Annotated in this window: 25 protein-coding genes and 2 riboswitches; of the genes, 14 read left to right on the forward strand and 11 right to left on the reverse strand. The window is 37.3% G+C overall.

Translation table 11 applies throughout. The features are described 5' to 3' along the window. Positions 1-27: 27 nt before the first annotated feature. Positions 28-543, reverse strand: coding sequence for a helix-turn-helix domain-containing protein (locus MKX96_RS04150; protein ID WP_340882210.1), 516 nt, complete (start codon positions 541-543; stop codon positions 28-30). A gap of 161 nt (positions 544-704) precedes the next feature. On the opposite strand from MKX96_RS04150, the gene MKX96_RS04155 reads away from it, so the two are divergent. The 3 genes from MKX96_RS04155 to MKX96_RS04165 all read left to right on the forward strand — a co-directional run bounded on the left by MKX96_RS04155 (position 705) and on the right by MKX96_RS04165 (position 4,541). Next, positions 705-2,045 (forward strand): MFS transporter, encoded by a 1,341-nt coding sequence (locus MKX96_RS04155; RefSeq protein ID WP_340882212.1) that lies wholly within the window; start codon positions 705-707, stop codon positions 2,043-2,045. 73 nt (positions 2,046-2,118) lie between these two features. Next, a complete protein-coding gene (locus MKX96_RS04160; protein WP_340885854.1) occupies positions 2,119-3,102 on the forward strand; it encodes an ornithine cyclodeaminase family protein in 984 nt (327 codons plus the stop codon). 461 nt (positions 3,103-3,563) lie between these two features. Further along, complete coding sequence (locus tag MKX96_RS04165; RefSeq protein ID WP_340882214.1) at positions 3,564-4,541, forward strand: ring-cleaving dioxygenase; 978 nt, start codon at positions 3,564-3,566, stop codon at positions 4,539-4,541. 81 nt (positions 4,542-4,622) lie between these two features. Here the strand turns inward: MKX96_RS04165 and MKX96_RS04170 are convergent, their stop codons facing one another. Together MKX96_RS04170 and MKX96_RS04175 are read right to left on the reverse strand one after the other, a co-directional pair. Then, positions 4,623-5,135, reverse strand: a complete 513-nt coding sequence (locus tag MKX96_RS04170; protein WP_340882216.1) for a QueT transporter family protein — start codon at positions 5,133-5,135, stop codon at positions 4,623-4,625. 6 nt (positions 5,136-5,141) lie between these two features. Further along, positions 5,142-5,186, reverse strand: a riboswitch (PreQ1 riboswitch). 141 nt (positions 5,187-5,327) lie between these two features. Next, a complete protein-coding gene (locus MKX96_RS04175; RefSeq protein ID WP_340882219.1) occupies positions 5,328-6,137 on the reverse strand; it encodes a polysaccharide deacetylase family protein in 810 nt (269 codons plus the stop codon). Between the two features lie 113 nt (positions 6,138-6,250). Between MKX96_RS04175 and MKX96_RS04180 the strand changes: the two genes are divergently transcribed. Beyond that, on the forward strand, positions 6,251-6,877 hold the full coding sequence (locus tag MKX96_RS04180) for an NUDIX hydrolase (protein WP_340882221.1): 627 nt from the start codon (positions 6,251-6,253) through the stop codon (positions 6,875-6,877). A 288-nt stretch (positions 6,878-7,165) separates the two neighbouring features. Here MKX96_RS04180 and MKX96_RS04185 read toward each other — a convergent pair whose 3' ends face one another. The 7 genes from MKX96_RS04185 to ypfJ all read right to left on the reverse strand — a co-directional run bounded on the left by MKX96_RS04185 (position 7,166) and on the right by ypfJ (position 14,107). Continuing rightward, positions 7,166-8,521, reverse strand: coding sequence for a tripartite tricarboxylate transporter permease (locus MKX96_RS04185; RefSeq protein ID WP_251556509.1), 1,356 nt, complete (start codon positions 8,519-8,521; stop codon positions 7,166-7,168). Continuing rightward, positions 8,518-8,964, reverse strand: a complete 447-nt coding sequence (locus MKX96_RS04190; protein ID WP_340882227.1) for a hypothetical protein — start codon at positions 8,962-8,964, stop codon at positions 8,518-8,520. Before MKX96_RS04190 ends, MKX96_RS04185 begins: the two co-directional genes overlap by 4 nt. 1 nt (position 8,965) lies before the next feature. Beyond that, on the reverse strand, positions 8,966-10,231 hold the full coding sequence (locus MKX96_RS04195) for a hydroxymethylglutaryl-CoA reductase, degradative (RefSeq protein WP_340882229.1): 1,266 nt from the start codon (positions 10,229-10,231) through the stop codon (positions 8,966-8,968). 115 nt (positions 10,232-10,346) lie between these two features. Then, entirely contained in the window at positions 10,347-10,898 is a 552-nt protein-coding gene (locus tag MKX96_RS04200) for a helix-turn-helix domain-containing protein (protein WP_340882231.1), read from the reverse strand. Between the two features lie 614 nt (positions 10,899-11,512). Next, positions 11,513-12,070, reverse strand: coding sequence for a 3D domain-containing protein (locus MKX96_RS04205; RefSeq protein ID WP_340882233.1), 558 nt, complete (start codon positions 12,068-12,070; stop codon positions 11,513-11,515). Positions 12,071-12,250: 180 nt separating this feature from the next. After that, positions 12,251-13,099 (reverse strand): diaminopimelate epimerase, encoded by an 849-nt coding sequence (dapF, locus tag MKX96_RS04210; RefSeq protein WP_340882235.1) that lies wholly within the window; start codon positions 13,097-13,099, stop codon positions 12,251-12,253. A gap of 156 nt (positions 13,100-13,255) precedes the next feature. Then, the gene (gene ypfJ, locus MKX96_RS04215) at positions 13,256-14,107 is read right to left on the reverse strand and encodes a KPN_02809 family neutral zinc metallopeptidase (protein ID WP_340885857.1); all 852 of its coding nucleotides are present in this window, start codon (positions 14,105-14,107) and stop codon (positions 13,256-13,258) included. 111 nt (positions 14,108-14,218) lie between these two features. Here ypfJ and MKX96_RS04220 point away from each other — a divergent pair, with 111 nt between their 5' ends. From MKX96_RS04220 to MKX96_RS04230, 3 genes are read left to right on the forward strand one after another with little or no spacing between them, the layout of a single operon-like run. Then, positions 14,219-15,253: a S66 family peptidase gene (locus MKX96_RS04220; RefSeq protein ID WP_340882236.1), complete on the forward strand. Its 1,035-nt coding sequence runs from the start codon at positions 14,219-14,221 to the stop codon at positions 15,251-15,253. Positions 15,254-15,256: 3 nt separating this feature from the next. After that, positions 15,257-16,348, forward strand: a complete 1,092-nt coding sequence (locus MKX96_RS04225; protein WP_340882239.1) for an NAD(P)/FAD-dependent oxidoreductase — start codon at positions 15,257-15,259, stop codon at positions 16,346-16,348. Positions 16,349-16,369: 21 nt separating this feature from the next. Then, entirely contained in the window at positions 16,370-17,278 is a 909-nt protein-coding gene (locus MKX96_RS04230; RefSeq protein ID WP_169360710.1) for a methyl-accepting chemotaxis protein, read from the forward strand. Here MKX96_RS04230 and MKX96_RS04235 read toward each other — a convergent pair. Continuing rightward, positions 17,271-17,933, reverse strand: coding sequence for an HAD family hydrolase (locus MKX96_RS04235; protein WP_340882242.1), 663 nt, complete (start codon positions 17,931-17,933; stop codon positions 17,271-17,273). The two genes, MKX96_RS04230 and MKX96_RS04235, sit on opposite strands and share 8 nt — an antisense overlap. A gap of 74 nt (positions 17,934-18,007) precedes the next feature. On the opposite strand from MKX96_RS04235, the gene MKX96_RS04240 reads away from it, so the two are divergent. The 7 genes from MKX96_RS04240 to MKX96_RS04275 all read left to right on the forward strand — a co-directional run bounded on the left by MKX96_RS04240 (position 18,008) and on the right by MKX96_RS04275 (position 24,288). After that, positions 18,008-18,298 carry a hypothetical protein gene (locus MKX96_RS04240; protein ID WP_169360712.1) on the forward strand — a complete coding sequence of 97 codons (291 nt, stop codon included), beginning with the start codon at positions 18,008-18,010 and terminating at the stop codon, positions 18,296-18,298. 175 nt (positions 18,299-18,473) lie between these two features. After that, positions 18,474-18,575, forward strand: a riboswitch (purine riboswitch). 129 nt (positions 18,576-18,704) lie between these two features. Further along, positions 18,705-19,295, forward strand: a complete 591-nt coding sequence (locus MKX96_RS04245; RefSeq protein ID WP_340882245.1) for a xanthine phosphoribosyltransferase — start codon at positions 18,705-18,707, stop codon at positions 19,293-19,295. Further along, positions 19,288-20,571, forward strand: a complete 1,284-nt coding sequence (locus tag MKX96_RS04250; protein WP_340882247.1) for a nucleobase:cation symporter-2 family protein — start codon at positions 19,288-19,290, stop codon at positions 20,569-20,571. Before MKX96_RS04245 ends, MKX96_RS04250 begins: the two co-directional genes overlap by 8 nt. Before the next feature lie 74 nt (positions 20,572-20,645). Then, positions 20,646-20,963, forward strand: a complete 318-nt coding sequence (locus MKX96_RS04255) for a YbjQ family protein (protein ID WP_169360716.1) — start codon at positions 20,646-20,648, stop codon at positions 20,961-20,963. 151 nt (positions 20,964-21,114) lie between these two features. After that, on the forward strand, positions 21,115-22,404 hold the full coding sequence (locus MKX96_RS04260) for an MDR family MFS transporter (protein ID WP_340882250.1): 1,290 nt from the start codon (positions 21,115-21,117) through the stop codon (positions 22,402-22,404). 433 nt (positions 22,405-22,837) lie between these two features. Then, positions 22,838-23,815 (forward strand): GNAT family N-acetyltransferase, encoded by a 978-nt coding sequence (locus MKX96_RS19565; RefSeq protein ID WP_445678177.1) that lies wholly within the window; start codon positions 22,838-22,840, stop codon positions 23,813-23,815. Between the two features lie 11 nt (positions 23,816-23,826). Continuing rightward, positions 23,827-24,288 carry an SRPBCC family protein gene (locus MKX96_RS04275; protein ID WP_340882252.1) on the forward strand — a complete coding sequence of 154 codons (462 nt, stop codon included), beginning with the start codon at positions 23,827-23,829 and terminating at the stop codon, positions 24,286-24,288. Positions 24,289-25,584: the final 1,296 nt, after the last annotated feature.

The raw sequence follows: 25,584 nt of genomic DNA on the forward strand, positions 1-25,584 counted from the left end.
TTTTAGAAAAGTGTTTTCTTGTCCTACCTATGATCGGGAGGATACTACTAGGAAGCGAACAGGCTTGTCCGTCAAGTTATACCAGTAATGCAATAGATTTGCGTCAAACATCGTAGACTGCTGTTCCTTCAGTTCCATCTCCTGACTACCAACTACTACTGTTAATGTTCCTTCTACTACAAATAGAAACTCATGGCCGCTATGTGAGAATGCATTACCTTTATTTTCCCCTGGTTGTAGCGTAACAAAAATAGGTGCATAAGCCGCATCCTGTATACCATTGGATAAATCCTTATAGTAAAACTGTTGTCTAATTTCAGCTAATTCATCATGGGGAGTTACATCCGGAAAGAAAACGGTCGGATTGACTTTTAGGGCATCCGCTATTTTTTTTAGAGATTCTAACGTCACACTAGATTTTCCTCTTTCGACCTGTGAAAGGAAGCTAATCGATACATCCGTCATCTCGGCAAGTTCCTTTAGAGTGAGCTTACGTTCTTTTCTTAAGTCTTTTAGAATAGTACCTATTAAATTAGAAGACATATTATCTCTCCTTTTTTCTTCTCTATTATTTATCATACCTAGTAATGAGGTATCCCTCAATGATTCATATTAAATAACCATTGACAGAAAATTATAAACTATCTAAAATAAAAACAGGGAGAAATTAAAGTGTTACTTCAATTTTAAAGGGGAGATGAAAGATGGATCCAAAACAAATGAGGAAGGTCTGGATTGCTAGTTTAGTAGGAAGCTCCATTGAATGGTTTGATTACTTTTTATATGGTACAGTTGCCGCACTCGTTTTCAATCAAGTATTTTTTGTGACAGAGGAGCCAACTGTAGGATTATTGCTTTCCTATGCATCCTTTGCTTTAGCATTTTTTATCCGACCATTCGGTGGGATCATATTTAGTCATATCGGGGATAGGATTGGAAGAAAGAAAACATTAGTTATTACATTGAGTCTAATGGGAGTTGCGACTTTTGGGATGGGGCTACTACCTACATACCAAGCAATTGGTGTATGGGCTCCTATTCTATTAATCACCCTACGTTTAATCCAAGGACTGGGTATCGGCGGAGAATGGGGAGGTGCACTATTACTAGCAGTTGAATATGCACCAAAGGAAAAACGAGGTTTGTACGGTGCAATTCCACAAATGGGTGTAACAATCGGGATGGTAATGGGTACTGTTGCGTTGTCCATTATGACTCTATTACCTGAAGGTTCTTTCATGACATGGGGATGGCGTGTTCCATTTATCATGAGTGCGTTACTTGTTATTTTTGGCTTGTGGATCCGTAAAGGAATTGAAGAAACACCTTCCTTTAAAAGGGTACAGGAGTCAGGGGAGATTCCAAAGCTGCCTATTGCTGATACGTTAAAGTATCATTGGAAAGAGGTTATTATAGCTGTAGGGGCAAAGGTTGTTGAGACTGCACCTTTCTACATTTTTGGTACTTTTGTTGTTTCTTATGCTACTGCTGAGTTAGGTTTCTCACGTACTGCTGTATTAAATACGGTAATGGTAGCGACAATTGTGACGACTATTCTTATACCTATCATGGGTAGTCTGTCAGATAAAATCGGGCGGAAGAAGGTTTATGTGGCTGGAACGGTTGGGATGATTTTGTTTGCCTTCCCTTACTTTTGGATGCTTCAGCAGCAGTCACTTGTGTTACTAGTAGTTGCAACGATCATCGGGTTAGGAATTATTTGGGCACCGATTACAGCCGTGCTAGGAACGATGTTTTCAGAAATCTTTGACGCGAAGGTTCGTTATACAGGAATCACACTAGGCTACCAAATTGGAGCTGCCCTAGCTGGTGGAACAGCACCATTGATAGCTGCAAGTCTTATGCTACAGTTTAATGGATCCTATGTTCCAGTTGCATTTTATATTATTTTCACTGCTGTTATTTCTTTATTGGCCATTTGGGCAGTTAAGGATAGAAGCCAGCAAAATTTAGATGATGTAACTCCAGTAAATGCAGATGAATCATTCTCAAAGACAAATGAAAAAGAACTTAGTAAAGTATAATGATGTGAACATAAAGCTCGTCTTACGCTACTTTAGGCAAGGCGAGCTTGTATTTTTTAGGGAGGCTATAATGATGCTAGTGGTTAATGAACAGGAAATTATGTCTACATATAAGATGAAGGATGCAATAAAAGATATCAAAGAGATATTGGAAGCAAAAGCAGCAGAAAAATTAGCGAGTCCACATAGAACAGTAATTGAATTTCCACAACATGAAGCATCTGCGTTGTATATGCCAAGCGCTGATTTAATAGGGGAGGTGACAGCTGTAAAGGTAGTGACCATTTTCCCAAACAATCCTTCACAGGGAAAGCCTACTACACAGGGGATTGTCTTGCTGTCGGACGCAAAAAATGGAGAACATTTGGCCATGTTAAATGCTTCCTATTTAACAAGATTACGAACTGGAGCGCTTAGCGGTATTGCTACCGATTATCTCGCAAAAAAAGATTCGAAGGTGTTAACTGTAATAGGAACAGGAGCAATGGCATTTGAACAGGTACTTGCAGTTCTTGCAGTGAGAGATATAGAACGTATTGTGCTAGTTAATAGAACTATTTCAAAAGCAGAACAATTTGGCCAAAAGCTAGCAGATTTCGGGATTGATATTCCTTATGAAGTATTTAATGATGTTTCAGGAGCTGTAGGTGAGGCAGATATTATCTGCTGTGCAACGAGATCTAACGAGCCAGTCTTTAAAGGGAGTGACTTAAAACCGGGTACTCATATTAATGGAGTTGGCTCTTATCTACCTCATATGCTTGAAATGGATGTAGCTACGATAACCAAGTCCTCTAAAATTGTAGTAGATGATTTGGACGGGGTTAAGGGCGAGGCAGGGGAACTCATGCATGCAGTAGAGATTGGCGAATGGTCCTTCGATCAAGTTTATGGAGATATAGGAGCACTTGTTACTGGTGCGGTGAAGGGACGACAGCATGAAGAAGAAATAACATTATTTAAATCTGTCGGTGCAGCATACTATGATTTAGCAGTTGCAAAAGGTGTTTTTGTAAAAGCAAGGGAACATAATATTGGTACAGAAATAGAGGTATAAAAAGAAGTCCGAGTAGCAAATTATGCTGTTCGGCCTTTTCTAATTGTGTAGAAAACTATAAAATTCTGAAACCTGTTCTCGCATTTCTACATTTGCCTGTCGGGGCAGGGATAGGCGCCTGCGCTTTTCTTGTTGTCTAGCTCCGGCGCCTTGCCCCTCGGGGTCAAATGGATAAAAGCTCCGGTGGCTGAGGAACTGCCTCCTCGCATTTCTCCATTTGCCTGTCGGGGCAGGGATAGGCGCCTGCGCTTTTCTTGTTGTCTAGCTTCAGCGCCTTGCCCCTCGGGGTCAAATGGGAAAATACTGCGGTGGCTGAGGACCTGCCTCCTCGCATTTTCCCATTTGCCTGTCGGGGCAGGGATAGGCGCCTATGCTTTTCTGATTGACTTCTATTTTTTTACATGATAAAATTATCTCGAATTAAAGATATTTAAATTAAAGATAAAATAGGAGGATTATAAATGAATCACTTAAAAGGTATACATCATGTGACTGCTATTACAAGCAGTGCAGAAGAAAACTATAAATTTTTTACTTACGTATTAGGTATGCGATTAGTAAAGAAAACAGTAAATCAGGATGACATTCAAACCTATCATTTATTCTTTGCAGATGATGTTGGTGGAGCAGGAACAGATATGACATTTTTTGATTTCCCAGGAATCCCTAAAGGCACCCATGGGACGAATGAGATTTATAAAACGGCTTTTCGTGTTCCAACCGATGCATCTTTAGATTATTGGGAGAAACGCTTTGACCGTTTAAATGTGAAACACACAGGTATTCAAGAGCAATTCGGAGTGAAGGTTCTATCTTTTGTAGACTTTGACGACCAGCAATACGAATTGATTTCGGATGAGAACAATAGAGGTGTAGAGTCTGGTACTCCTTGGCAAAAAGGACCAATACCCTTAGAGCATGCCATTACTGGTTTAGGTCCCATTCATATTCGCATTGCACAGTTTGACTACATGAAGGAAGTACTAGAAAAAGTATTACTGTTTAAGGAAATTGCGCAAGAGGGTGATCTTCACTTATTTGAGGTTGGAGAAGGTGGAAATGGAGCACGCGTCATTATTGAGAAAAATGTTATCCTACCACCAGGTCGTCAAGGCTTCGGAACAGTACATCATGCTGCATTCCGAGTGGAAGATAGAGCAGTGTTAGATGAGTGGACAGAGCGAATGGAAAGCTTTGGATTCCATACTTCTGGGTTTGTAGATCGCTTCTTCTTCCAATCTTTATATGCTCGAGTGGCAGACGGGATATTATTTGAATTTGCTACGGACGGTCCCGGCTTTATGGGAGACGAGTCTTATGAGACTTTGGGAGAAAAACTTTCCTTACCTCCATTCTTAGAATCAAAACGTGCCCAAATTGAAGGCCTAGTAAGACCTATAGATACGGTAAGAAGTACAATTGAGTTTAAAAAAGAGTAAATTGAAAAAGGTCATTTCCTTTGTAGGAAGTGACCTTAAAATAAGCCCCCAAATTCTGAGAAGAAAATGGGGGCTCATTTTTTATATTAGTTCCTTAAATTTTAAACGTTTATTTAAGGCAAGCATTAATGGTATGCCTACTGCCATTACCACAAATTCACCTAAAGCAACTGTATACCACGTGTAATAAAAAGGATTAGCAATATTGAATGCAAAATATAGTTCAATATCGAACGCAAGATGCAATTCAATGGCAATTATGAACATAGTAAATGTAAATAAAATGGTGTTTAAAATCATATGCCATAGTTGATTCTTTACGAACTTCCCTATCAGTATACTAATAGATAGAGTGATAATGGAATGTCCTACTCCAAAAGTTAAATCGTAGAGTCCTAATGGAGAGAAAAGGTTTGTAATAAAAACACCAATTACAATTCCAAAGAAATACTTTTTGTTGAATATTATGAGGTGATTAAACATCTCGGATATCCGAAACTGAAAAGCACCAAATGCGATAGGAGCCACTAGCATAGAGACAGCTACATATAAAGCTGCAATAATTCCACTTGTAGCAATTGTTTTTATGTTCATATTCATTTCTCCTTAGTTTTTTTCCGTGGGAGGTTCTCGAACCACGTTTAATTTATCGAACAATCCATAATAATAGGCTAATAGAGGTAGGATGTCAAGAAGTTCCAAGCTATTGTTAGTTTAAAGATTAACATGAGTCATATAAAAAACCATGAAGAGGCAGGTGCCCTCTCATGGTTTAACAAGTAATTTTTATAATGATTTGTCACGAAGGAAATTTTGAACTATATGCTTATCTTCTTCATATGTTTTAAGTGTATAGCCTTCTTTCTGGAGCCATTCAATAATAAGAGGGAGTGCTTTAGTAGTTTGGCTTCTATCATGAAGGAGTATAATGATATCTTTATCCCCCGATTTGTACGCTTTCTCTGTTTCCAATTGGACGTTTTTAACGATTTCTTTATATTGCTTATCCGTATATCTCCAGTCATTTGTGTCCACATCCCAATCCCAAAGCTTATAATTTTGTTTAATCAGTTTATCCTTCATGGCTGTTGTTACATGTGGCTTGCTTCCGTAAGGTACACGAATCAGCCTTGGATTGTGCCCCGTCATCTGTTCGATCAGGCTAACACCGCTATTAATTTCTTGTATAAAGGATTCTGCACTTTTGTAAACCTTAGTCTTGTCATGCGTCATGCTATGTGTCCCAATATAATGTCCATTCTTTGCTACAGCTTTCACAATGGATTCATGTGCCTTCATATGCTTTCCTAAAAAAAAGAATGTGCCACTAACCTCGTATTGCTTAAGGGTTTGAAGGTTAATAGTCGTAAACTCATTTGGCCCATCATCAAAGGTTAGGTAAACGTTAGCTTTCTTTGGTGAGGGGAAAACGGGAGGACGGCTATCTTCTATTTTCTTATTTAGTAATCTGTTAATATGCTTTTCTACAACTGTATGATCCACAGCTGAATTGCTTTCAGTGGCGAGACTAACCGATGGAAATGGTAGAATAAAAACTAGTAATGTCAGACTGAAGGATAATAGAAGCTTTATCATATTGGAATCACCTATTTTCTTTCTACGAGTTTTATATGACTGCAATATTTAAATATATTCAACTCAAACACCATATAGAATAAAAAATGATTATTTTTAAAAGGGGTCTTAAAATGGAATTGCTGAAAACGTTCGACCATAGAGGAAATGTTACGGGAGTGGCTACTCGTGAGGAAATACATAGGTTAGGACTTTGGCATGAAACCTTCCATTGCTGGATTGTCTGTAGAGAAGAAGGAGTGGATTACATCTATCTCCAGCTAAGAAGTGATAAGAAAAAAGATTACCCAAGCTTATTGGATATTACGGCGGCGGGTCATTTATTATCAATAGAATCAGTAGAAGACGGGATCAGAGAGGTAGAAGAGGAACTAGGGATCGAAGTGGCTTTTAGAGAGCTGGAGTCCTTAGGGGTAATAGGCTACACGATTATCTCAGAGAAGTTAATCGATAAGGAGTTTGCTCATACCTTTGTTTATAAAGCTACTCCCACATGGGATGCATTTACATTACAAACAGAAGAGGTAGCTGGAATTGTTAGAACCAAGTTTTCTTCTTTTATGGGGCTATGGAAGGATGACGTAGAATCTATAAAGATAGAAGGAATACTGGTCGACGAGCAAGGAGTAAGGAGTAGAATAGAAAAAAATGTAGGTAAGGAGAGCTTTGTGCCTCATCCATTAGATTACTTTGAAAAAGTTCTAGAGAGAATAGAGGAAAAGCTAAGGCTTACTCACTGAAGTCTAAAGGAGGATGGGACAGAACTCTCCTCAACATAAAATATAATTGTTTTCCGTTACGACGGACGCTTTACAGGAGAACGGCTTAATCTCCTCGTCGCTTTGCTCCTGCTTGGGATTTCTGCACGTGCTGTCCACTTGGAGTCGGCGCCTCCTTTCCAAACAATAGGGTGGAGAGATGTCTTACAGTAATTCAGTTGGCTTTGAAATGGAAAAAAACGTAAAATCGACATCTTGATTTTACGTTTTTTAAATTTATTTACAAGTTTTGTCCATTCTCTTAGATTTTTAAAAACCAAATAGTTGAAGAATAATCCAGCTTGATGCGTAAAATACCATAAACTGAACCCCAGCTCCAATACCTAAAATACGATTTAAAAGTCCGCCTACTGTAGCAACTGTAAGTGTTAACACAATCCCTACAAGCTGAGCTTCATGGTAAGCTAATAAACATGCTAGCCCAATAAACATTGCAATAATTGCTTCTTGACTAACGTATTTTAAGACTAGGACTGATGCTTTACGTGCATAGTTCATCGAAAATGGATATGCAATTAAAGAAGCAACTGTAATTCCGATTAAACCAAAAATAAAGAAATCCCACGACGTTAAATAGGTGTGTAGATTATTTATTGGTTCTACTGTAAAAACGGGTGGAGCATTAAACAAAGGAGAAGCTGGTCCCAGAGCCACAGGGCTTAACGGAATTCCGAAGGCAATTAGCGGAATGATTGCTTCCGCAATATAGGTAGATTCGGTTACCCCATTCATGACTGTTAAGCTAGTAGTAGATTTTTTATAAGCTCCTTTTGTTCTAGATCCTACGATTTCTCCCATAAGAGAAGTCATCCCAACTGGACTAAATACAAACGTAAGAGATGATATAAATGTAGTGATCGAAGTAAAGATTGTCTGTCTTCCAGTTAGAATTTTAAATGGATTAGGAAAATACCCTTTCCAAGATTTTGTTTCTGGAGCTAAATGATACTCGTTCGCTTTATTTCTTAAAACACTTTTCCTTGCACTCGAAGAAGCAGCGATTAATATATCAGATAGCATGGGACCTATTGCAATTCCAAGAAAGAAAGTGATGGATAAATGTTTGTCTAAAATTGAAAAGCTTAATGTATCTAGGCTTTTTATAAAAAATGCAAATGGAATAATTAATAGAACACTGGCCCATCTTCCTTTTGAGAAGTAAGCAATTAAAAATGCAGCTAATGTAAAAATAAGACCGGAAGATGATTTGAAAAAATCTGCGAATTGCCCTAAAAACTGTCCAAGTAAAACTGCAGTAGGTAATGCAATAAACGCTCCAATGATTCCGCCAGAAATCATTTTTCTTAAAGCTATATGAGGCATGCCCATTCGTCTCAATGTATTGGCATGATCAATTAAAGGGACTGCTGTAGTATCACCCGGGATACCCATTAATGCTGTAGGAACAGCGTGTGTTAAATGTTTTGCTAAAACTGCTGCCATGAAAAAGGCAAATACACCTTCAGGCGGCGCTCCTAAAAGAATTACCAGTAAGGTAAGGGGGACCATAATAGCAGTTTCATCAGTCCCAGAAATAAGCCCGATTAAAGAAAAGACAATTGCTCCAAGTAAAGCAAATAACAGGGCAACTAAATAAATACTCATTTTTTAACCTCCTTTTGAGGAAGGTTAAAGTTTGAAAGTACTCCTAAGTCTTCAAGCTCTTTTCTTGTAATAGGATCATTTTCTATTAAACTAATTTCTTCTTCATAATCAAGCTGCAAGTCTTCATAAATTTCAGCCATATTTTCGGAAGAAATCTCATCCTCGACCAGAATTCTCTTTGGTTTAAACGCTATAGAATTGATAATTAATATGGTAACAGTTCCAGCAATACCTAGCAAAAGAGAATAAGAGTTAACCATTTGTGCTTCTGCAATTTTAGGGAAAATAAACTGTCCTAATTTATACCCACCTATACTAACAAAAACGCTAAGTAAAATAGAGAAAATAAGTTGTTTTCCAGAAATGGTATCCCCCAGTATTTCTACAAAGCTATCATTTTTAGCTTTGTCTACTAAACTATGTTTATTCAACTTTTCCTCCATTTTAGCCCTCCTGAACTTCTTTAGTTAACTGCAAGATTCTGTCGTAGCGTAAATCTTTTTCATGTATAGCTTTTTGAACAATTAAATCTATATTTTCTTTTTTGGCACCTGCCATTACAGCAAGGTTCTTTGCATGAAGCCTCATATGGCCAGACTGAATGCCTTCTGCTGCTAAAGCTCTTAAACTAGCTGCATTTTCTGCTAAACCAACTGATGCAATTATTCCAGCTAACTCTATAGCTGAAGTAATATTCATTATTTTGAGTGAAGCCTTTGCTACAGGGTGTGTCTTAGTAGCACCTCCAATTATTCCAACAGCCATTGGAAGCTCGATAGAACCAACTAGATTTCCATCTGCATTTATCTCCCATGTGGTTAAAGAACGATATCTCCCAGTTCTTGAAGCATAAGCATGTGCTCCAGCCTCTACAGCTCTTGTATCATTTCCCGTTGCTAGTACTACGGATGTAATCCCATTCATCACTCCTTTGTTATGGGTAGCCGCCCTATATGGGTCAGCATCAGCAAATTCGTAAGCGCTTACAATGTTATTTACAACTTCAGGCCCCCCAAGTGCGTCTGCAGAGAATACACCTCTAGCTCTAATTAATCGTTTGTCTGCAAGATTAGTTATAATTCTCAATACAACCCTTCCACCTGTAATCCTTTCAATAAGAGGGGAAACAGCTTCAGCCATTGTATTAACAGCATTAGCTCCCATTGCATCCTTTGTATCTACCAATAGATGAACAACTAACATTGTTTCTCTAACAGTATTTATTAAGTGGACTTCTAAATCTTTAGCCCCGCCGCCTAGTTTTACTAACGTAGGATCTTTTAAATTACAATTTACTAGTATTTCTTCTTTATTCTCAAATATTCTTGCCTTAGCACCAAATGGATCAGATATCTCCAACACTTGAATTTGTCCTCGCATAATTGTTCCAGAGGAAGAGGTATAAAAACCACCTAAATCGTAAGCAGCTCGTGCTGCATTACTAGCTGCAGCAATGACAGAGGGCTCCTCAGTAGCCATAGGGATAAATACATCATTTCCATTTACCTTAAAATTAGCAGCCACCCCAATGGGTACACTAAATTGTCCAATGACATTTTCGACCATAGAATCTGCAAGTGTCATGGGAAATATTGTTTCGCCTGTTAGGATATTTTTCTCCTCATCAGTTAATCCCTTATCTTGAGTAACAATCTTCACTCTGTCTTCAAGGCTAAGGTGATAAAAACCTTTAATTCTAGAACTAGACATATAAACTCTCCTTTCAACAAATAAACTGTCATTCAACAAAGTTGAATAACATTATACTCAATGTATAATATTATATATTGTTTGTAAAGTTAATATGCTATTTATTTAGAATTTTTTAATTATTATCTATATAGATTGTTAAAACAGTTGTATGCTGTTCGCTGTTGGATAAAAAAATATGAGGTTTTTTACCTGAAAAGTATGCGGAATCTCCAATATTCATTTCATATTTTTTCCCATCATAAGAAAGAATAATAGAGCCTGTCAGAATAAGAATAAACTCATCATTTTCATGTATATATGGATCTACAGTTTCTGCTCCTGGTAGAACACTTACTATAGTGGGAGTAATTAAACTCATATTCTTTTTATTTGCTAATAGTTCATATTCGTATCCAATTTCGTTCTTCTCTTCAATTGCTTCACGATTATCCTTTCGAACAATGGATAGTTCTCCATGTTCTTCTTGTTCAATAAACCAAGATGTTGGACTATCAAGAGCCTTGGCAATTTTTGAAAGAGTTACTAGAGTAGGGGTAGTCAAGCCATTTTCAATCTTTGAAATATGACTTTTAGTAATGCCAGCAAGGTCGGCTAATACTTGCTGAGTGAGTTTTCTCTTAGATCGAACACTTTTTATTTTTTTTCCTATGTCTTTCCTATTCATGTATTGTGACTCCTTATCTATGTATTTATAAAAATCAAATACTTTATATAATCCTAGTATAACCATATTAAGTCGATAAATGAGGTGTTAAAACAATTTCTGGTGTAGATTACTAATTTTAAAAAGCTTTGTTAAAGATATTGATTGAGTTTGAATAAAAAAATTTAAAAATTGACTGAAAACAATACTAGGGACAATTCAAATGACTTATACAAAAATTGATTATGAAATGTAATTGGAGTGCCAGACGGCGACTCCAGCGGGATGAGTGAGACAGATCAGACATCACAACCACGCGCGTAAGCGATGGGTGATGGCTTATCGCTCACACCGCGAAAAAGCGTCCGGCTGGTGCGGAAATCAATTCTACTTTCTGGTTTAGAGTTTTACATAAATCAACCCTAGACTTTAACATAGCCTTTTAAAATTAGTATATTTAGGAGGATAAAGGAATTTAAACTATATTGTTTATAGTGTCCGAAGCAGTGCAAGTGAAAAGAATATCTCAATAAATTGAAGCAACTTGAAATTAAGTATAAATAAAAAAAGACTACAGACAAGTTCAAATTTCTTTGAATTTGTCTATAGTCCACGCTATTTAATGGCTTTTAATCCTATTCCAATATTTTAACCGTTACATTTTTGCGTCCCCATTTGTAAGCCTCGTTCTTAGTAGGGAAGAATACATCAATTTTGTTGCCTTTAATTGCTCCTCCCGTATCGCCTGCGATTGCATAACCGTAGCCTTCTACGTGCACTTTTGTCCCAATCGGAATAATACTTGGGTCAACAGCTATTACTTTTACATCTGGATTTTTCTTTAGATTAATACCAGAGCTAGTGATACCAGAGCAGCCATTACAGTTTGCGGTAAATGCACTTGCTGAAACGGTAATTTCTTTTGTTACTTTGTCATTAGATCTAGATGGTGTTTTAGATTTTTCTTTTTTTGCTGGAGCAGCAACAGCTAGTTTTTGATTAGGCTTAATCTTATCTGTAGTTAATTTATTCCATGTTTTTAAGTTGTTAACGGAAACTTTATACGTTTTAGAAATCGTATATAAAGTTTCTCCTTTTTTTACTGAGTGAGTCGTGGTTGCGGCAAAAGCAACATTTACTCCGCTGACCAATAGTACAATTGTTATGATAAGTGTTCCTAAGATTTTCTTCAAATACACTATCCCCCTGCTATTTAGTCTAAACATATAGTAGCAGTTGAATGTTACAGGTTGATTACAATGAATTTCCATTATCGTTACAATTGACAGTATTTTCTGTTAAATTTCTTGGTCAGATGAAACTTATTAGGTTGTAAGTCTATTTTTTACTAATTTATAAATAGTATGTTGTGACTATGAGAATTCTATGAGACCTGTAAAGACGGTAGTCGCAGGACCTGTCATGTAAACTGTATCCTCTGTATAGCGAATGATGAGCTCTCCACCAATGAGCTTTACAATCACATCGGTATTCTTATCGCAGTAACCATTTAATACGGAGGCAACCACTGCAGCACAAGCTCCAGTTCCACAAGCCAATGTTTCACCGCTTCCTCGTTCCCAAACACGCATCTTAAGTGAATTCCTATTTTCAATTTCTATGAATTCCGTATTTACACCGGCTGGAAACATAGAATGATGTTCGATTTTAGGCCCAATAGTGGCAAGATCTAATGAAAGGATGTCATTAGTAAATATTACTCCATGTGGATTACCCATAGATACTGGGGTAATAGCATAGGTCTCATTATCGATAGTAAGGGGGAACACAAACCCTTCAGATTTGTTACCGTTTAGATCTACAGGGATTTCAGCAGGGTCCAATATTGCTTGCCCCATATCCACAGTGGCAGAATGCATCACACCATTTTCCATATGCAATTCAATTATTTTAACACCGCTTAGTGTTTCTATTTTTAGAATCTCTTTTGGGACAATGTCATTATCATATATATATTTAGCTACACAGCGAATGGCATTACCGCACATTTTTCCCTCACTGCCGTCTATATTAAACATTCGCATTTTAGCATCAGCCACTTCAGAAGGACAGATTAAAACAATACCGTCTCCACCAATACCGAAATGACGGTCGGATACTTTCTTGCTTAACGATTCAGGATTTTCTATTACATTCTCAAAGCAATTGATATAAATATAATCGTTTCCACAGCCATGCATTTTCGTAAAAGGTATCATCATTTTTATAACCTTCTTCCATTTGGCAATTTGTTTTATTATAGAATTAGGAAGAAAGGTGGTCAATAAATATTCTAAATAGTGTTTATAATTTTTTCTAATGCTTTTCTTTACAAATAAAAACCCAATGCATCATAGCTATTGGGCTTAGATAGTTATTTATGGATTTTTAATATTAAATGTGTCTCCGCCTTTAATAGTTCCGTTTTCAAAGCCTTTATAAAACCATTGCTTCCGTTGTTCCGACGTACCATGAGTAAAGCTTTCCGGTACCACATAGCCTCGGGCTTTCTTTTGAATAGTGTCGTCTCCAACAGCACTTGCAGCTGTTAGTGCTTCCTCTAAGTCACCTTCCTCCAATAAGTCCATTCCTTGAGCGTGCTTTGCCCAAACTCCAGAATAATAATCAGCTTGTAGTTCAAAGCGAACAGAATATTGATTGTATTCCTCTTCGCTTAACTGTTGTCTAAGGGAAGCTAACTCGTTGCTTTTTCCTAATAGGGTTTGAACATGATGACCAACCTCATGAGCAATGACGTATGCCATTGCAAAATCCCCTGGAGCCTCGAACTGTGTTTGAAGCTCCTTATAAAAACTCAAGTCTATGTAAAGCTTTTGATCTCCTGGACAGTAAAACGGCCCTACAGAAGCACCAGCTGTACCACATGCAGAATTTACACTATTTGTGTATAAAACAAGTGTTGGTTCCTCATATGTAAGTCCATTTTCTTGAAAAATTTTCGTCCAAACCTTTTCTGTGTCTGCTAAAACGACCGAAACAAATTCGACGAGTTCTTGTTCCTCTGCCGTTTCCTCATAAGGGACAGAGCCAGTAGTTGCTTCATTCCCATTTAAACTTCCTAAGAGCTCCTCGGGATTTCCTCCGAGCAGCGTAACTAAAAGTATAATGATTAAACCAAAGCCACCACCAATGCCAGCTATTGCTTTGCCGCCACCCATACCGCGTCGATCTTCTACGTTTGAACTACGTGTACGACCTTTATATTTGATGCTCTTCACCACCTATTTCATGTCTTCTATCTTCTTATACCCATTTAGCAAAAAGAATAGGCATCCAAATGATGGGGTTTGAATTATAATAAAGGAAGGGGGGATATAATCATGTTAACAAAACCAAAAATGCTTCAACGTGGAGATACAGTCGCAACGATTAGTCTGTCGTGGGGCGGAGCAGGTGAGCCTGAATTAAGGTGGAGATATGAGCAAGGGGTGGAAAGATTAAAAAATGTTTTTGGTTTAGAGGTAGTCGCTATGCCAAATAGCTTAAAGGGAGCAGCGTATTTATATGAGAATCCTCAGGCTCGAGCAGAGGATTTAATGAATGCCTTTAAGGATCCTTCTATTAAAGGGATTGTATCCAATATTGGAGGTAGTGAGAGCATACGATTACTCCCTTACATAGACTTTGATGTAATCCGCGAGAATCCTAAAGTTTTTATAGGGTTTTCAGATGCTACTATAACGCATTTATTTTGCCATAAGGCAGGTATTTCTTCCTTTTATGGTCCAGCTATTCTAACTGACTTTGCAGAGAATGTGCAGATGCATGAGTATACAGTAGAGTCGATTAAAAAAACACTTTTCGCTAATGAAGTGATTGGTGAAATTAAACCGTCACCAGTCTGGACTAGTCAAAGATTAGAATGGGTTATTGAAAATAAGCACATCAGCCGAGAAATGAATGAAGATAATAAGGGATATGAATTGCTACAGGGAAAAGGCATTGCACAAGGAAGACTAATTGGTGGGTGTATTGAAGTGTTGGAATTTGCTAAAGGTACCTCACTTTGGCCAGATAAAGCATATTTTAAGGATTCCATATTGTTTTTCGAAACGTCAGAGGATCTTCCTATTCCAGCTAACATTGAATATTGGCTACGAAATTATGGAACCCAAGGAATACTACAAGAGATCAAAGGTATTATTTTTGCAAAGCCACAGCACGAAAAGTATTATGAAGAATACAAAGAATCCATTGCTACCATTTTGCATGAGCTTGGATTAAATGAATTGCCAGTTTTATATAATTTAAACTTTGGTCATACAGAGCCTAAGTTTGTCATTCCATATGGGGCAATGGCAGAGATTAATTGTGAGGAAGTTAAATTTTCGATTATAGATAGTGGAGTTGAGTGATAGATGTCTTCTTATGTAGTAGTAGGCGGTGGAATCTTAGGTGCTTCTACCGCTTTTCATCTCGCAAAATTTGGTGTGAAAGTAACTTTGGTGGATCGTCAGGATAAGGGACAAGCATCCGCTGCAGCAGCGGGTATAATATGTCCATGGATTTCCCAAAGGAGAAATAAGAAATGGTATGAGCTTGTGAAAAATGGTGCCAAATACTATAAGCAGCTAGTAGCAGAGCTAGAGGAGTTAGGGGAAAATACTACCGGTTATAAGCAGGTGGGTGCGATTGCTTTACAGAATGATGAAAAGAAGCTGCAAAAGATGTTAGAGAGAGCGTTGGAAAAAAGAATGGATGCTCCAGAAATAGGAGAGCTAAAAATCCTTTCTCCAGAAGAAACGAAAGAAAAGTTTCCTATTATTTCAGGTGAATGGCATGCTCTTTTTGTAGAAGGGGGAGCAAGAGTAGATGGCAAGGCTATGAGGGATGCTCTAATCAATGGAGCTAAAAAGCTAGGCGCAGAGATAGTGTATGGAGAAGCTGTCTGGAAGAACAATGAATTATGGATAGACGGAGTACGGACAGATGCAGAGGCGGTTATATTAACGGCCGGTGCTTGGGGCAATGAGATTCCATCTACGTTAGGCTTAGATCTAAATGTGACCTTTCAAAAGGCTCAAATAATGCATTTTCAATTGGAGAATGATATGTCTACGGGGGAATGGCCAGTTGTCCTACCTCCAACTAATCAATATATGCTATCTTTTGAAAATGGACAAGTGGTTGCCGGATCTACCTATGAAGAAAATACAGGGTATGATTTTCAAGTGACTGAGGAAGGGAAAAAAGAACTGCTTGATAATGCAATAAGTGTTGCAAAAAGCCTAAAAGATGAGAAAATAAAGGAAGTAAGAGTAGGCTTTCGTCCGTATACTCCGGATTTTCTACCTGTGCTTGGTAAGCTGGAGGGACAGCACGGTTTTTATTTTGCGAACGGTCTTGGGGCATCTGGTTTAACGGCTGGGCCATTTGTTGGTTCAGAGCTAGCTAAGCTAGTGTTAGGAAGAGAAACGATACTAGAATTAGAAAAATATACACCCAATTAAAAAGGGCGTGGGGGAAGAGAAATGAGTTACATACAAACAGAAGAAGTTAATGATATGACCGTGGTAGAGGCGCTAGAAAAAAACTTGGCGATTATTCGTTTTGATATGAACCGCCGTGTGGCGTATGTTAATGAAAATTTTGCAAAAGAACTTAACTATACTGTAAGTGAAGTAAAAGGCATGCATCACAGAGAATTCTGTTTTCCAGATTTTGTGAACAGCCCGGCATACGAAAAGCTTTGGAAGGATCTGTTTGCGGGTAAGTCCTTTTTCGATAAGGTAGAAAGAAAAGATAAACATGGCAATAGTGTGTTTTTAGAAGCTTCTTATATGCCTATTTTTGGGGGGAACGGCAAAGTACTTGGGGTTACCAAAGTAGCTACTAACGTAACGGGACGTCATCAAATTCTAATGGGTGTTACAGAAGAATTAAATCATATGTCTGAAGAATTGAGTAATCGTGCCGAAGTGGGGATTAAAAGAAGCGAAGACCTTCTAGAAAGAATAGATGAAATTGCTGCTGGTTCTAGAGAAAATACAAATACATTAGAAAGCCTTCAAAAACAGGCAGATTCAGTTAAAGGGATTGTTCAAACTATCAGAGAGATTGCAGCACAAACGAACTTACTAGCATTAAATGCTGCTATTGAGGCAGCACGAGCTGGAGAGCACGGCCGTGGATTCAACGTTGTCGCTCAAGAAGTGCGTAAGCTGGCTGGTAGAGTCGAGGCTTCAATCGTAGAAGTAAGAGAGAATATTGAAGGAATAGCTAAACAAGTTGATAAGGTAACTGCGAGCAATAGTCACTCGCAGACGGTTATCGAAAAAAGCCAAGAGGAAATAAGAACTGCACTAGAAGAGTTTAAGGATATTTCAACTGCTTCTGAAAAACTGGAGCATCAGACTAAAGAATTTAGCAAGCTTATCTAATTTTGTTTAGAAGAAACGGAATTTCATCCAAATTGTCTATCGTGTAGTCGGCATTAGCGTCAGGCCAATATATGTCTCTTTTCCATATCGTATGAAGTCCAACATTTTTGGCGGCAATTATGTCATTTATAGGATGATCGCCTATATAGACAGCTTCTTCAGCGTTAACATTAAGCTGTCTAAGAGCCTTTTCAAAGATCCGAGGGTCTGGTTTTTTCATGTCCTCCCACTCTGAGATTAATATAGTTTTAAAATAGGGTCTGATTCCTAAAGAAACAATGTTGTCCATTTGAAACTGTCCTTTTCCGTTGCTGATCATTCCAAGCGACAGGGACAGTTTTTTTAATTGATCCAGCATGGATAATAGATTTGAAAATGGTACACAATACGAATGGAAGTTGGTTATGTAATGATTTAATAATTCCATTTCTGTTATATCCTTTATGTTAAATTCTTGTATTAGGGTTTTATAAACAAAATCCTTCCACTTATAGCCTCGATCATCTAACTCTATAAAACGACTACAGAATTTTTCCTTTGGAACATGACCTAAATGAGTGTGGAGCACATTATATTGCCAGCTAATAAATTTCTTTAAAGATTCCTCTCTGTTTAACAAAGTCCCATCTAAATCAAAAAGCACTGCTCTTATCAACCGACATCACTCCTTATGGTTTAATGATTATATAAAAACATGTTACACTATGAAGTGTTATAGGAGGTGCCGTTTTGAGTGAATATACTATCATTTATATCGAAGTTAAGAGAGAAATCGATTTCTATTTTCAAATGCAGCATATAGAGTCTAGCTTTACTCTGCAGATGGACGGAATGGCAATTGTCTCGGCTCAGCATCAATTTAAATTTCAAAATGTACATGATATATCCTATAAGCCCTTTTCGTATGGAGCAGGAATACTATATCTGCATACCAATCAAGGTGTCTTTTCCTACAATATTAAAGAAAATCCTGCTTATTTTATAGAGGCCTTCAAAACATTAAAATCATCTTATAAATAATCCCCACCCCAAAACACATGAGCCTATCATGTGTTTTTTTATAGCTAAGATATAGACAGTTTTTGTATTGCAGATTTATTACAGGTGCCTGGCACCTGTAATATGAACAGAATTTTAAGAATGATTGAACTTTTTAACTCATTATTGTAAAAGAATTTTACCGTGCTATAATGAGAACAATCAAATTTCGTATACTCGTATAATAGCAGGGATATGGCCTGCAAGTTTCTACCGACTTACCGTAAAGAAGTCGACTATGAGTGGCATGGTTAAATGATTGGGACACTTTGTGTACCATCTATTTTATTATTCGATTTATAACTCGAATGCCATTGCTCCACTCTTAGGGTGGGGCTTTGTCATTCGAGTTTTTTTGTATCCAAATATGAGGAAAGAAGGAATCCAAGTGAAGTTATTAAAGGATAAAATTGTAGAAGTAGGCAAGGTTTTATCAAAGGACGTTTTAAAGGTGGATGCTTTTTTAAATCATCAAATTGATCCTGTTGTGATTAAGGCTATTGGTGAAGAAATAGCCAATCGTTATAAGGAAGCGGGAATAACAAAAATCTTGACGATTGAGTCTTCTGGGATTGCTCCTTCTATGTTTGCGGGTCTTGAACTTGGGGTTCCTGTTGTATTTGCGAGGAAAAGCAAATCTGTAACTCTGTCTGAAAACTTACTGACGTCACAGGTACATTCCTTTACAAAAAATATTACTAGCGATATTTCTGTCTCAAAAGATTTCCTGCACGAAGGAGAAACTGTATTAATCATCGATGACTTCTTAGCAAATGGACAAGCTGTCCTTGGATTACTTGAAATTATCGAGCAAGCAGGAGCTACTACTGCTGGTGTAGGTATTGTTATTGAAAAAGGTTTCCAGCCTGGTGGGAAATTGATTCGCGAAAAAGGTATTCGCGTAGAATCACTAGCCATTATTCAATCCTTGGAAGATGGCAAAGTAGAATTTTTAGAAGGTGCACCTACATATGAATAATATATTTAAAAACACCACACTTGGCTTACAGCACGTATTAGCAATGTATGCAGGAGCAGTTATTGTACCTCTTATAGTAGGAGGGGCTCTTGGGCTCAGCTCAGAGGAGTTAACCTATTTAGTTGCAATCGATATTTTAATGTCCGGAGTTGCAACTATTTTACAGGTAATGAGCAATCGATTTTTTGGGATTGGTTTACCAGTAGTTTTAGGATGTACATTTACAGCAGTGGGACCCATGATTGCAATCGGTGGAGATTATGGAATATCTGCTATTTACGGAGCAATTATTGTTTCTGGTATTATTGTTATTTTGATCAGTGGTTTTTTTGGTAAGTTAGTTCGATTTTTCCCACCAGTAGTAACCGGCTCAGTTGTTACTATTATTGGAATTACTCTAATTCCTGTTGCTATTAATAACATGGGTGGAGGACAAGGTGCAGAAGATTTCGGTTCTATTCAAAACGTATTATTGTCATTTGGTACGCTAATTTTTATCGTTTTATTATACAGATTTTCCACAGGGTTCGTTAAAGCTATTTCTATATTAATAGGTATTATTGGTGGAACGGTTGCTGCTTATTTTATGGGTATTTTAGATTTTACCGCTGTGAAAGAAGCAGACGTTTTTCATATGATTCAGCCTTTGTATTTTGGGATGCCTACATTTGAATGGTCTCCTATTCTTACGATGACTCTAGTAGCTATCGTTTCGTTAGTAGAATCTACAGGGGTATATTTTGCACTTGGGGATATGCTTGGGAAAAAAATAGAGAAGAAAGATTTAACAAAAGGTTACCGAGCTGAAGGAATCGCAGTGGTATTAGGTGGATTCTTTAACTCTTTCCCATATACTACATTTTCACAAAATGTAGGGCTCATGCAGATTTCTGGAGTTAAAACACGCAAGGTTATTTATATTGCGGGAGGTATGCTAATATTTCTAGGGTTTATACCAAAGATATCTTCACTTACTACAATCATTCCAGAGGCTGTCCTAGGCGGGGCAATGATTGCGATGTTTGGGATGATAATCTCACAAGGAATTAAAATGCTAAGCACCATTATTTCCGATTCAGATTCACCTGATAACGCTATGATCATTGCGTGTTCGATTGGTATAGGTCTAGGTGTGACGGTTGTTCCTGACTTATTCATATCCTTACCAGAGAGTGTCCGAATCTTAACAAGTAATGGTATTGTAGCGGGAAGCTTCACGGCAATCATATTGAATATATTGTTCAATATGCTACCTACTAGAAAGAAAAAACAGTAGATTCAGAATAATAAATGCTTATAAACTGATAGTGTTGTATGATAAAGGTAACTACAATTATTGGAGGAATGTTTATGTTAGTAACTACAACGCCTACCATTGAGGGAAAGACAATTGAAACATATCACGGCATCGTGTCTGGAGAAGCTATTATGGGAGCAAATGTTGTACGAGATCTTTTTGCCTCAGTAACAGATATAGTAGGAGGAAGAAGCTCTGCTTATGAAAATAAGCTATCTCAAGGCCGAGAAATAGCTATAGAGGATATGAAGACTCTTGCTAGTAAGCTTGGAGCTAATGCTGTAATTGGTGTAGATTTAGACTTTGAAACAATCCGTGAGGGCATGATGATGTGTGTAGCTACAGGTACTGCAGTTACATATAGGGACTGATTAGTTAAAGTCAAAAGTCGTAAACCCAGCCTAGGGTTTACGACTTTTTTTGAGAGTTCTTTTTTTATACTATAGTACTATTTAAATAACTATTACGTAAGTCGAAATAATATATGGATTTGCAAGAATAATACTAGGTGAGGTCAACATCATGAGAATTAGAGATTGGAATCGTAGTTTACAGGTTCGTTTGTTTGGTGAATTTTTTAGTAATTTAAGCTTTTGGATGGTCTTTCCGTTTTTAGCTATCTATTTTGCAGATGAATTCGGGGCTAGTATGGCAGGGGTATTGCTGGTCTTATCCCAAGTGTTTTCTGTTGGAGCTAATTTAATCGGGGGTTATTGTGCGGACCGATTCGGTAGAAGGACGATGTTATTTTTCTCTGCAACCGCAGAAGGTTTTGCTTTTATTTTATTTGCCTTTGCTAATTCTCCTTGGTATGATTCACCAATGCTTAGCTTTGTCGCATTTACGATAGCGGGTATGTGCGGATCATTTTATCACCCTGCAAGTCAGGCAATTGTTGCTGATGTTGTGCCAGAAAAGGACAGAAGTACGGTGTTTTCTGTATTTTATACATCTATTAATATTTCGGTTGTCATTGGACCTATAGTGGGAGCTGTTTTATTCTTTAACCATCGTTTCTTATTGCTTCTAATATCAGGCGTTATCTTCTGTTTAGTAGGATTAGCACTACGTTTCCTAACAGAGGAAACATTACCAGATGAGGTAAAGCAGCAATTAAAAGAAAGTGGTGGAAACGGTTGGGTTCAAGTAGTTATTAATCAAATAAAAGCATATGGACTAATTGTTAAGGACAAAGTATTTTTCCTATTTATCATTGCGGGAATCTTGCTAGCCCAAACATATATGCAGTTGGATATGCTAATTCCTGTCTATATGAAGGAAGCAATTGATGTTCAAGTTCTTGGTAACCTATTTGGTCGTGAATGGGCGGTAACTGGAGCAGGCTCCTTCGGTATACTTTTATCTGAAAACGGCTTATTAGTAGTTATTTTCACCGTGTTTGTCACTCGTTGGATGACGAAGTATCCGGAGCACAAAGTATTCTTCTTGTCGTCGCTCTTATATGCGATTGCCATGCTCATCTTCCCTATGACGGCTAACTTCTGGGTATTCGTGTTTGCTATGGCTGTATTTACTTTAGGAGAACTAGCAACAGTAGGATTGCAGGAAAGCTTTGTATCTAAGCTAGCACCAGAGGATATGCGTGGACAGTACTTTGCGGCCGCTAGCTTAAGATATACTATAGGGAGAACGATAGCACCGCTTGTTCTGCCGCTTGTCACATGGGTTGGCTTCACGTGGACGTTTGTTCTACTTGCTGTTTTGTCATTACTCAGCGGATTTATCTATCTACTAACGTTTAAGGAATACTACAAAAGACAAAATAGTCTAGCGAAAAGTAGCGAATTATAACAACAGCCCCGACGTATCAGAGATACATCGGGGTAACTTTATATTCTCCAATAAATTGGACAAGGGCTGATCTCCATTGGAGACCAGCCCTTGATTTGTATGAGGTAAAACATAATCTTTGAATTTTTAAATTTCATCCCGAATGTTCGGTGAATAATTTCCATGAAAGGTTTAAGCTTTCAATGCCGCGGTAAATTGTTCCACTGGTTGTCTTCTAACCTAAGCAACGTAAACCCTACCTTCTTTTACGTCCTTGCGACCCTATAATCGCTCCAGTGTGAATAAGTATGTTCAAAAACACGTTTGTAGAATGCCAAATTTCTTTTTTATGTTCTACCTAAATTGTTAACAACCTATAATATATCATATTTTTTATTGAAGGTCAATAGATTTATGATAAACTATTCTAAACAATGACAAGGCTGGTGGGAAAATGGAAGTATGGGATACGTTTAATCATTACAGAGAGAAAACAGGAAAAACTCATATCCGTGGAGAAGAAATGGAAGAGGGGGTCTTTCATGAAGTTGTCCATGTTTGGATCATGAATGATGAAGGACAGCTTTTAATACAAAAACGTCAGGCTTGGAAAACAGGCTGGCCAAATATGTGGGATTGTGCCGCTGCAGGATCTGTATTAACTGGAGAGACCTCAGAAATGGCTGCGGTCCGTGAAACAAAGGAAGAGCTGGGAATTGATATAAATATGGAGCAAGCAGAGGTTTTATTCACAGTTAAATTCTTACGAGGCTTCGATGATAATTATTTAATAAAACAAAATGTAGAGAAAGAGGATTTAAAGCTTCAATATGAAGAAGTGGCAGATGCTAAATGGGCAACGATTCAGGAAATAAAAGAAATGGTGAAGCGTGGAGAGTTTATTGCTTATCATATATTAGACAATGTATTTGACATAATAGCATCAAAAATTAGCTTAAGAAAAGCAACAATAGAAGATGCGCAAGTGCTATATGAAATTCAAAAACAAGTATTCCTGCCACTTTATAAAAAATATGAGGATCATCAAACGACTCCTGTATTACAAACTTTTGAACGATTTCAAGAACGCTTGCATCAAGGTATCTTTTATAAAATTATAGTAGAGGATGAATTAGCAGGTAGTGTACATGTGTACAAAAAATCATCGCAAACAATGCGTTTGCATATGATCAATATATTAGAAAGCTTTCAAGGAAAGGGTTTGGCTCAACAGGTAATGACACGGCTAGAAATGATCTATCCTGAAGTGACTAGCTGGGAGCTCGATACCATTCTCCAAGAAGAAAAAAACTGCTATTTATATGAAAAAATGGGCTATGTACGTACAGGAGAACAGAAAAAGATTAACGATAACATGACTATAATTTCTTATGAAAAACATATAGGACTTAGCCAATTACAACCTTTATAGGAGGAATACCGATGCCAGAAATCAATCATCAAGTATACATTAAGGAAAGTATTGCTAGAGTATTTGATACACTAACAACGGCAGAAGGATGGAACGCTTGGTTTACTGATCAAACATCAATACATCAAGAGTCAGATGGAACTGGTGAGATACGTTTGAGATGGACTGGCTTAGGTAAGGACAAAAAGGATTTAGTGGATGGCGGTAAGATATTGGAGACCATTTCGAATAAATCCTTCATTTTTCAATGGACTCCAGGAGAAAGTGTTACAACAATTGAGTTTAAATTAGAACCTTATCGAGATGGTACACTTGTTGTATTTAAGGAAACAGGCTATTCCAATTCAGATAAGGATATAAAAGCCTGCTTGAACTGTGCAATTGGCTGGGGAGAGACTTTAACACTTCTAAAGGTGTACTTGGAGGAGGGGCTAGTATACAAAGAGGAAAGTAAAGAAATCCAGCAATGCTAATAATGATTTAAAACGTGATGGAACAAGTGATGTAATTTTAGTGGATGGTTTGAGTGATTGTAGTAATTTATTGATTGATTGTCGTAAAGTAAGGCTGGATTGTAGTAAATTATGGGGTCATTGTCGTAAAATTTTCTAGAACGAGAGAGCTGCTGAATGAGTGTAGTAATCTACGGGTTGATTGTCGTAAAGTAAGGCTGGATTGTAGTAAATTATGGGGTCATTGTCGTAAATTTTTCTACAACGAGAGAGTTGCTGAGAGATTGTAGTAATCTACGGGTTGATTGTCGTAAAGTAAAGCTGGATTGTAGTAAATTATGGGGTCATTGTAGTAAATTTTTCTAGAACGAAAGAGTTGCTGAGTGATTGTAGTAATTTATTGGTTGATTGTCGTAAAGTAAGGATGGATTGTCGCAAATTATGGGGTCATTGTCGTAAATTTTTCTAGAACGAGGAAAATCCGTAGCAGAAACACTGGCAATTAAATAAAATGACCATAAGGTTAGAGGTTGATTTATAAACACATAAAAAATGAGCTGGAAAATGTATATCTAAGCTCATTTTTTATATGTGTTATTTTTTTACTGAAGCACAGGTTAAATTAGGAATTAACGATTAGGTAATCATACTATTTTGGATTTGTTATTCTACTTTCTATTAAATATTTGGCTTCAGATTCAATTATTTCCATGTAGTTAGCTTTATGAAAGGGTTTATTAATCTAGCAACCCTTCTCTATATTATTGTTTTGAACATCCACAATTATAGTTAAATATGCTTCGCCATTATATTTTACGCTTTGTTAAAGTTATTGGTTGATTTTGACTAACAATTCTTTTTTTATAGTGACTGTAAACATAAACAAAGGAACTTTCAAATGGCTATTAAGAACATAAATAGATGATGAAATTGGGGTTGGTGACAGTTTTTAGCTTTGTTTATGCGAGTAAATTTATTAGCGCTTTATCGATGCCAAAGCTGTTCCCATTTATTGATTGGAGCACCAGACGGCGACTCCTACGGGATGAGTGAGACAGATAAGACATCACAACCACGCGCGTAAGCGATGGGTGATGGCTTATCGCTCACCCCGAGGAAAGCGTCCGGCTGGGGCGGAAATCAATTCTACTCTCTGATTTAAGATTTCTTTGCATTATAAATCAACTCTCCCCTTTAACATAGCCATATTTTATTACCCCTGTAACTTGTTTTTTCTCTAAATCTATATTTGTATATTGGATACGATTCTTAATGGAGCAAAGTTAATGTTTTGAATATAACAACAGACAACCGTAA

Origin of the sequence: Psychrobacillus sp. FSL W7-1493 (assembly GCF_038004905.1) — a bacterium.
Lineage (GTDB): Bacteria > Bacillota > Bacilli > Bacillales_A > Planococcaceae > Psychrobacillus.

Excerpts from the sequence above, each read along its gene's own strand:
- MKX96_RS04230 (WP_169360710.1), top strand. The coding sequence starts at position 16,370 with ATGAGTTACATACAAACAGAAGAAGTTAATGATATGACCGTGGTAGAG.
- dapF (WP_340882235.1), bottom strand. The coding sequence starts at position 13,099 with ATGATGATACCTTTTACGAAAATGCATGGCTGTGGAAACGATTATATT.
- MKX96_RS04165 (WP_340882214.1), top strand. The coding sequence starts at position 3,564 with ATGAATCACTTAAAAGGTATACATCATGTGACTGCTATTACAAGCAGT.
- MKX96_RS04175 (WP_340882219.1), bottom strand. The coding sequence starts at position 6,137 with ATGATAAAGCTTCTATTATCCTTCAGTCTGACATTACTAGTTTTTATT.
- MKX96_RS04170 (WP_340882216.1), bottom strand. The coding sequence starts at position 5,135 with ATGAACATAAAAACAATTGCTACAAGTGGAATTATTGCAGCTTTATAT.
- MKX96_RS04275 (WP_340882252.1), top strand. The coding sequence starts at position 23,827 with ATGCCAGAAATCAATCATCAAGTATACATTAAGGAAAGTATTGCTAGA.
- MKX96_RS04160 (WP_340885854.1), top strand. The coding sequence starts at position 2,119 with ATGCTAGTGGTTAATGAACAGGAAATTATGTCTACATATAAGATGAAG.
- MKX96_RS04195 (WP_340882229.1), bottom strand. The coding sequence starts at position 10,231 with ATGTCTAGTTCTAGAATTAAAGGTTTTTATCACCTTAGCCTTGAAGAC.
- MKX96_RS04260 (WP_340882250.1), top strand. The coding sequence starts at position 21,115 with ATGAGAATTAGAGATTGGAATCGTAGTTTACAGGTTCGTTTGTTTGGT.
- MKX96_RS04220 (WP_340882236.1), top strand. The coding sequence starts at position 14,219 with ATGTTAACAAAACCAAAAATGCTTCAACGTGGAGATACAGTCGCAACG.
- MKX96_RS04190 (WP_340882227.1), bottom strand. The coding sequence starts at position 8,964 with ATGGAGGAAAAGTTGAATAAACATAGTTTAGTAGACAAAGCTAAAAAT.
- MKX96_RS19565 (WP_445678177.1), top strand. The coding sequence starts at position 22,838 with ATGGAAGTATGGGATACGTTTAATCATTACAGAGAGAAAACAGGAAAA.
- MKX96_RS04155 (WP_340882212.1), top strand. The coding sequence starts at position 705 with ATGGATCCAAAACAAATGAGGAAGGTCTGGATTGCTAGTTTAGTAGGA.
- MKX96_RS04255 (WP_169360716.1), top strand. The coding sequence starts at position 20,646 with ATGTTAGTAACTACAACGCCTACCATTGAGGGAAAGACAATTGAAACA.
- MKX96_RS04225 (WP_340882239.1), top strand. The coding sequence starts at position 15,257 with ATGTCTTCTTATGTAGTAGTAGGCGGTGGAATCTTAGGTGCTTCTACC.
- MKX96_RS04200 (WP_340882231.1), bottom strand. The coding sequence starts at position 10,898 with ATGAATAGGAAAGACATAGGAAAAAAAATAAAAAGTGTTCGATCTAAG.
- MKX96_RS04150 (WP_340882210.1), bottom strand. The coding sequence starts at position 543 with ATGTCTTCTAATTTAATAGGTACTATTCTAAAAGACTTAAGAAAAGAA.
- MKX96_RS04250 (WP_340882247.1), top strand. The coding sequence starts at position 19,288 with ATGAATAATATATTTAAAAACACCACACTTGGCTTACAGCACGTATTA.
- MKX96_RS04180 (WP_340882221.1), top strand. The coding sequence starts at position 6,251 with ATGGAATTGCTGAAAACGTTCGACCATAGAGGAAATGTTACGGGAGTG.
- MKX96_RS04185 (WP_251556509.1), bottom strand. The coding sequence starts at position 8,521 with ATGAGTATTTATTTAGTTGCCCTGTTATTTGCTTTACTTGGAGCAATT.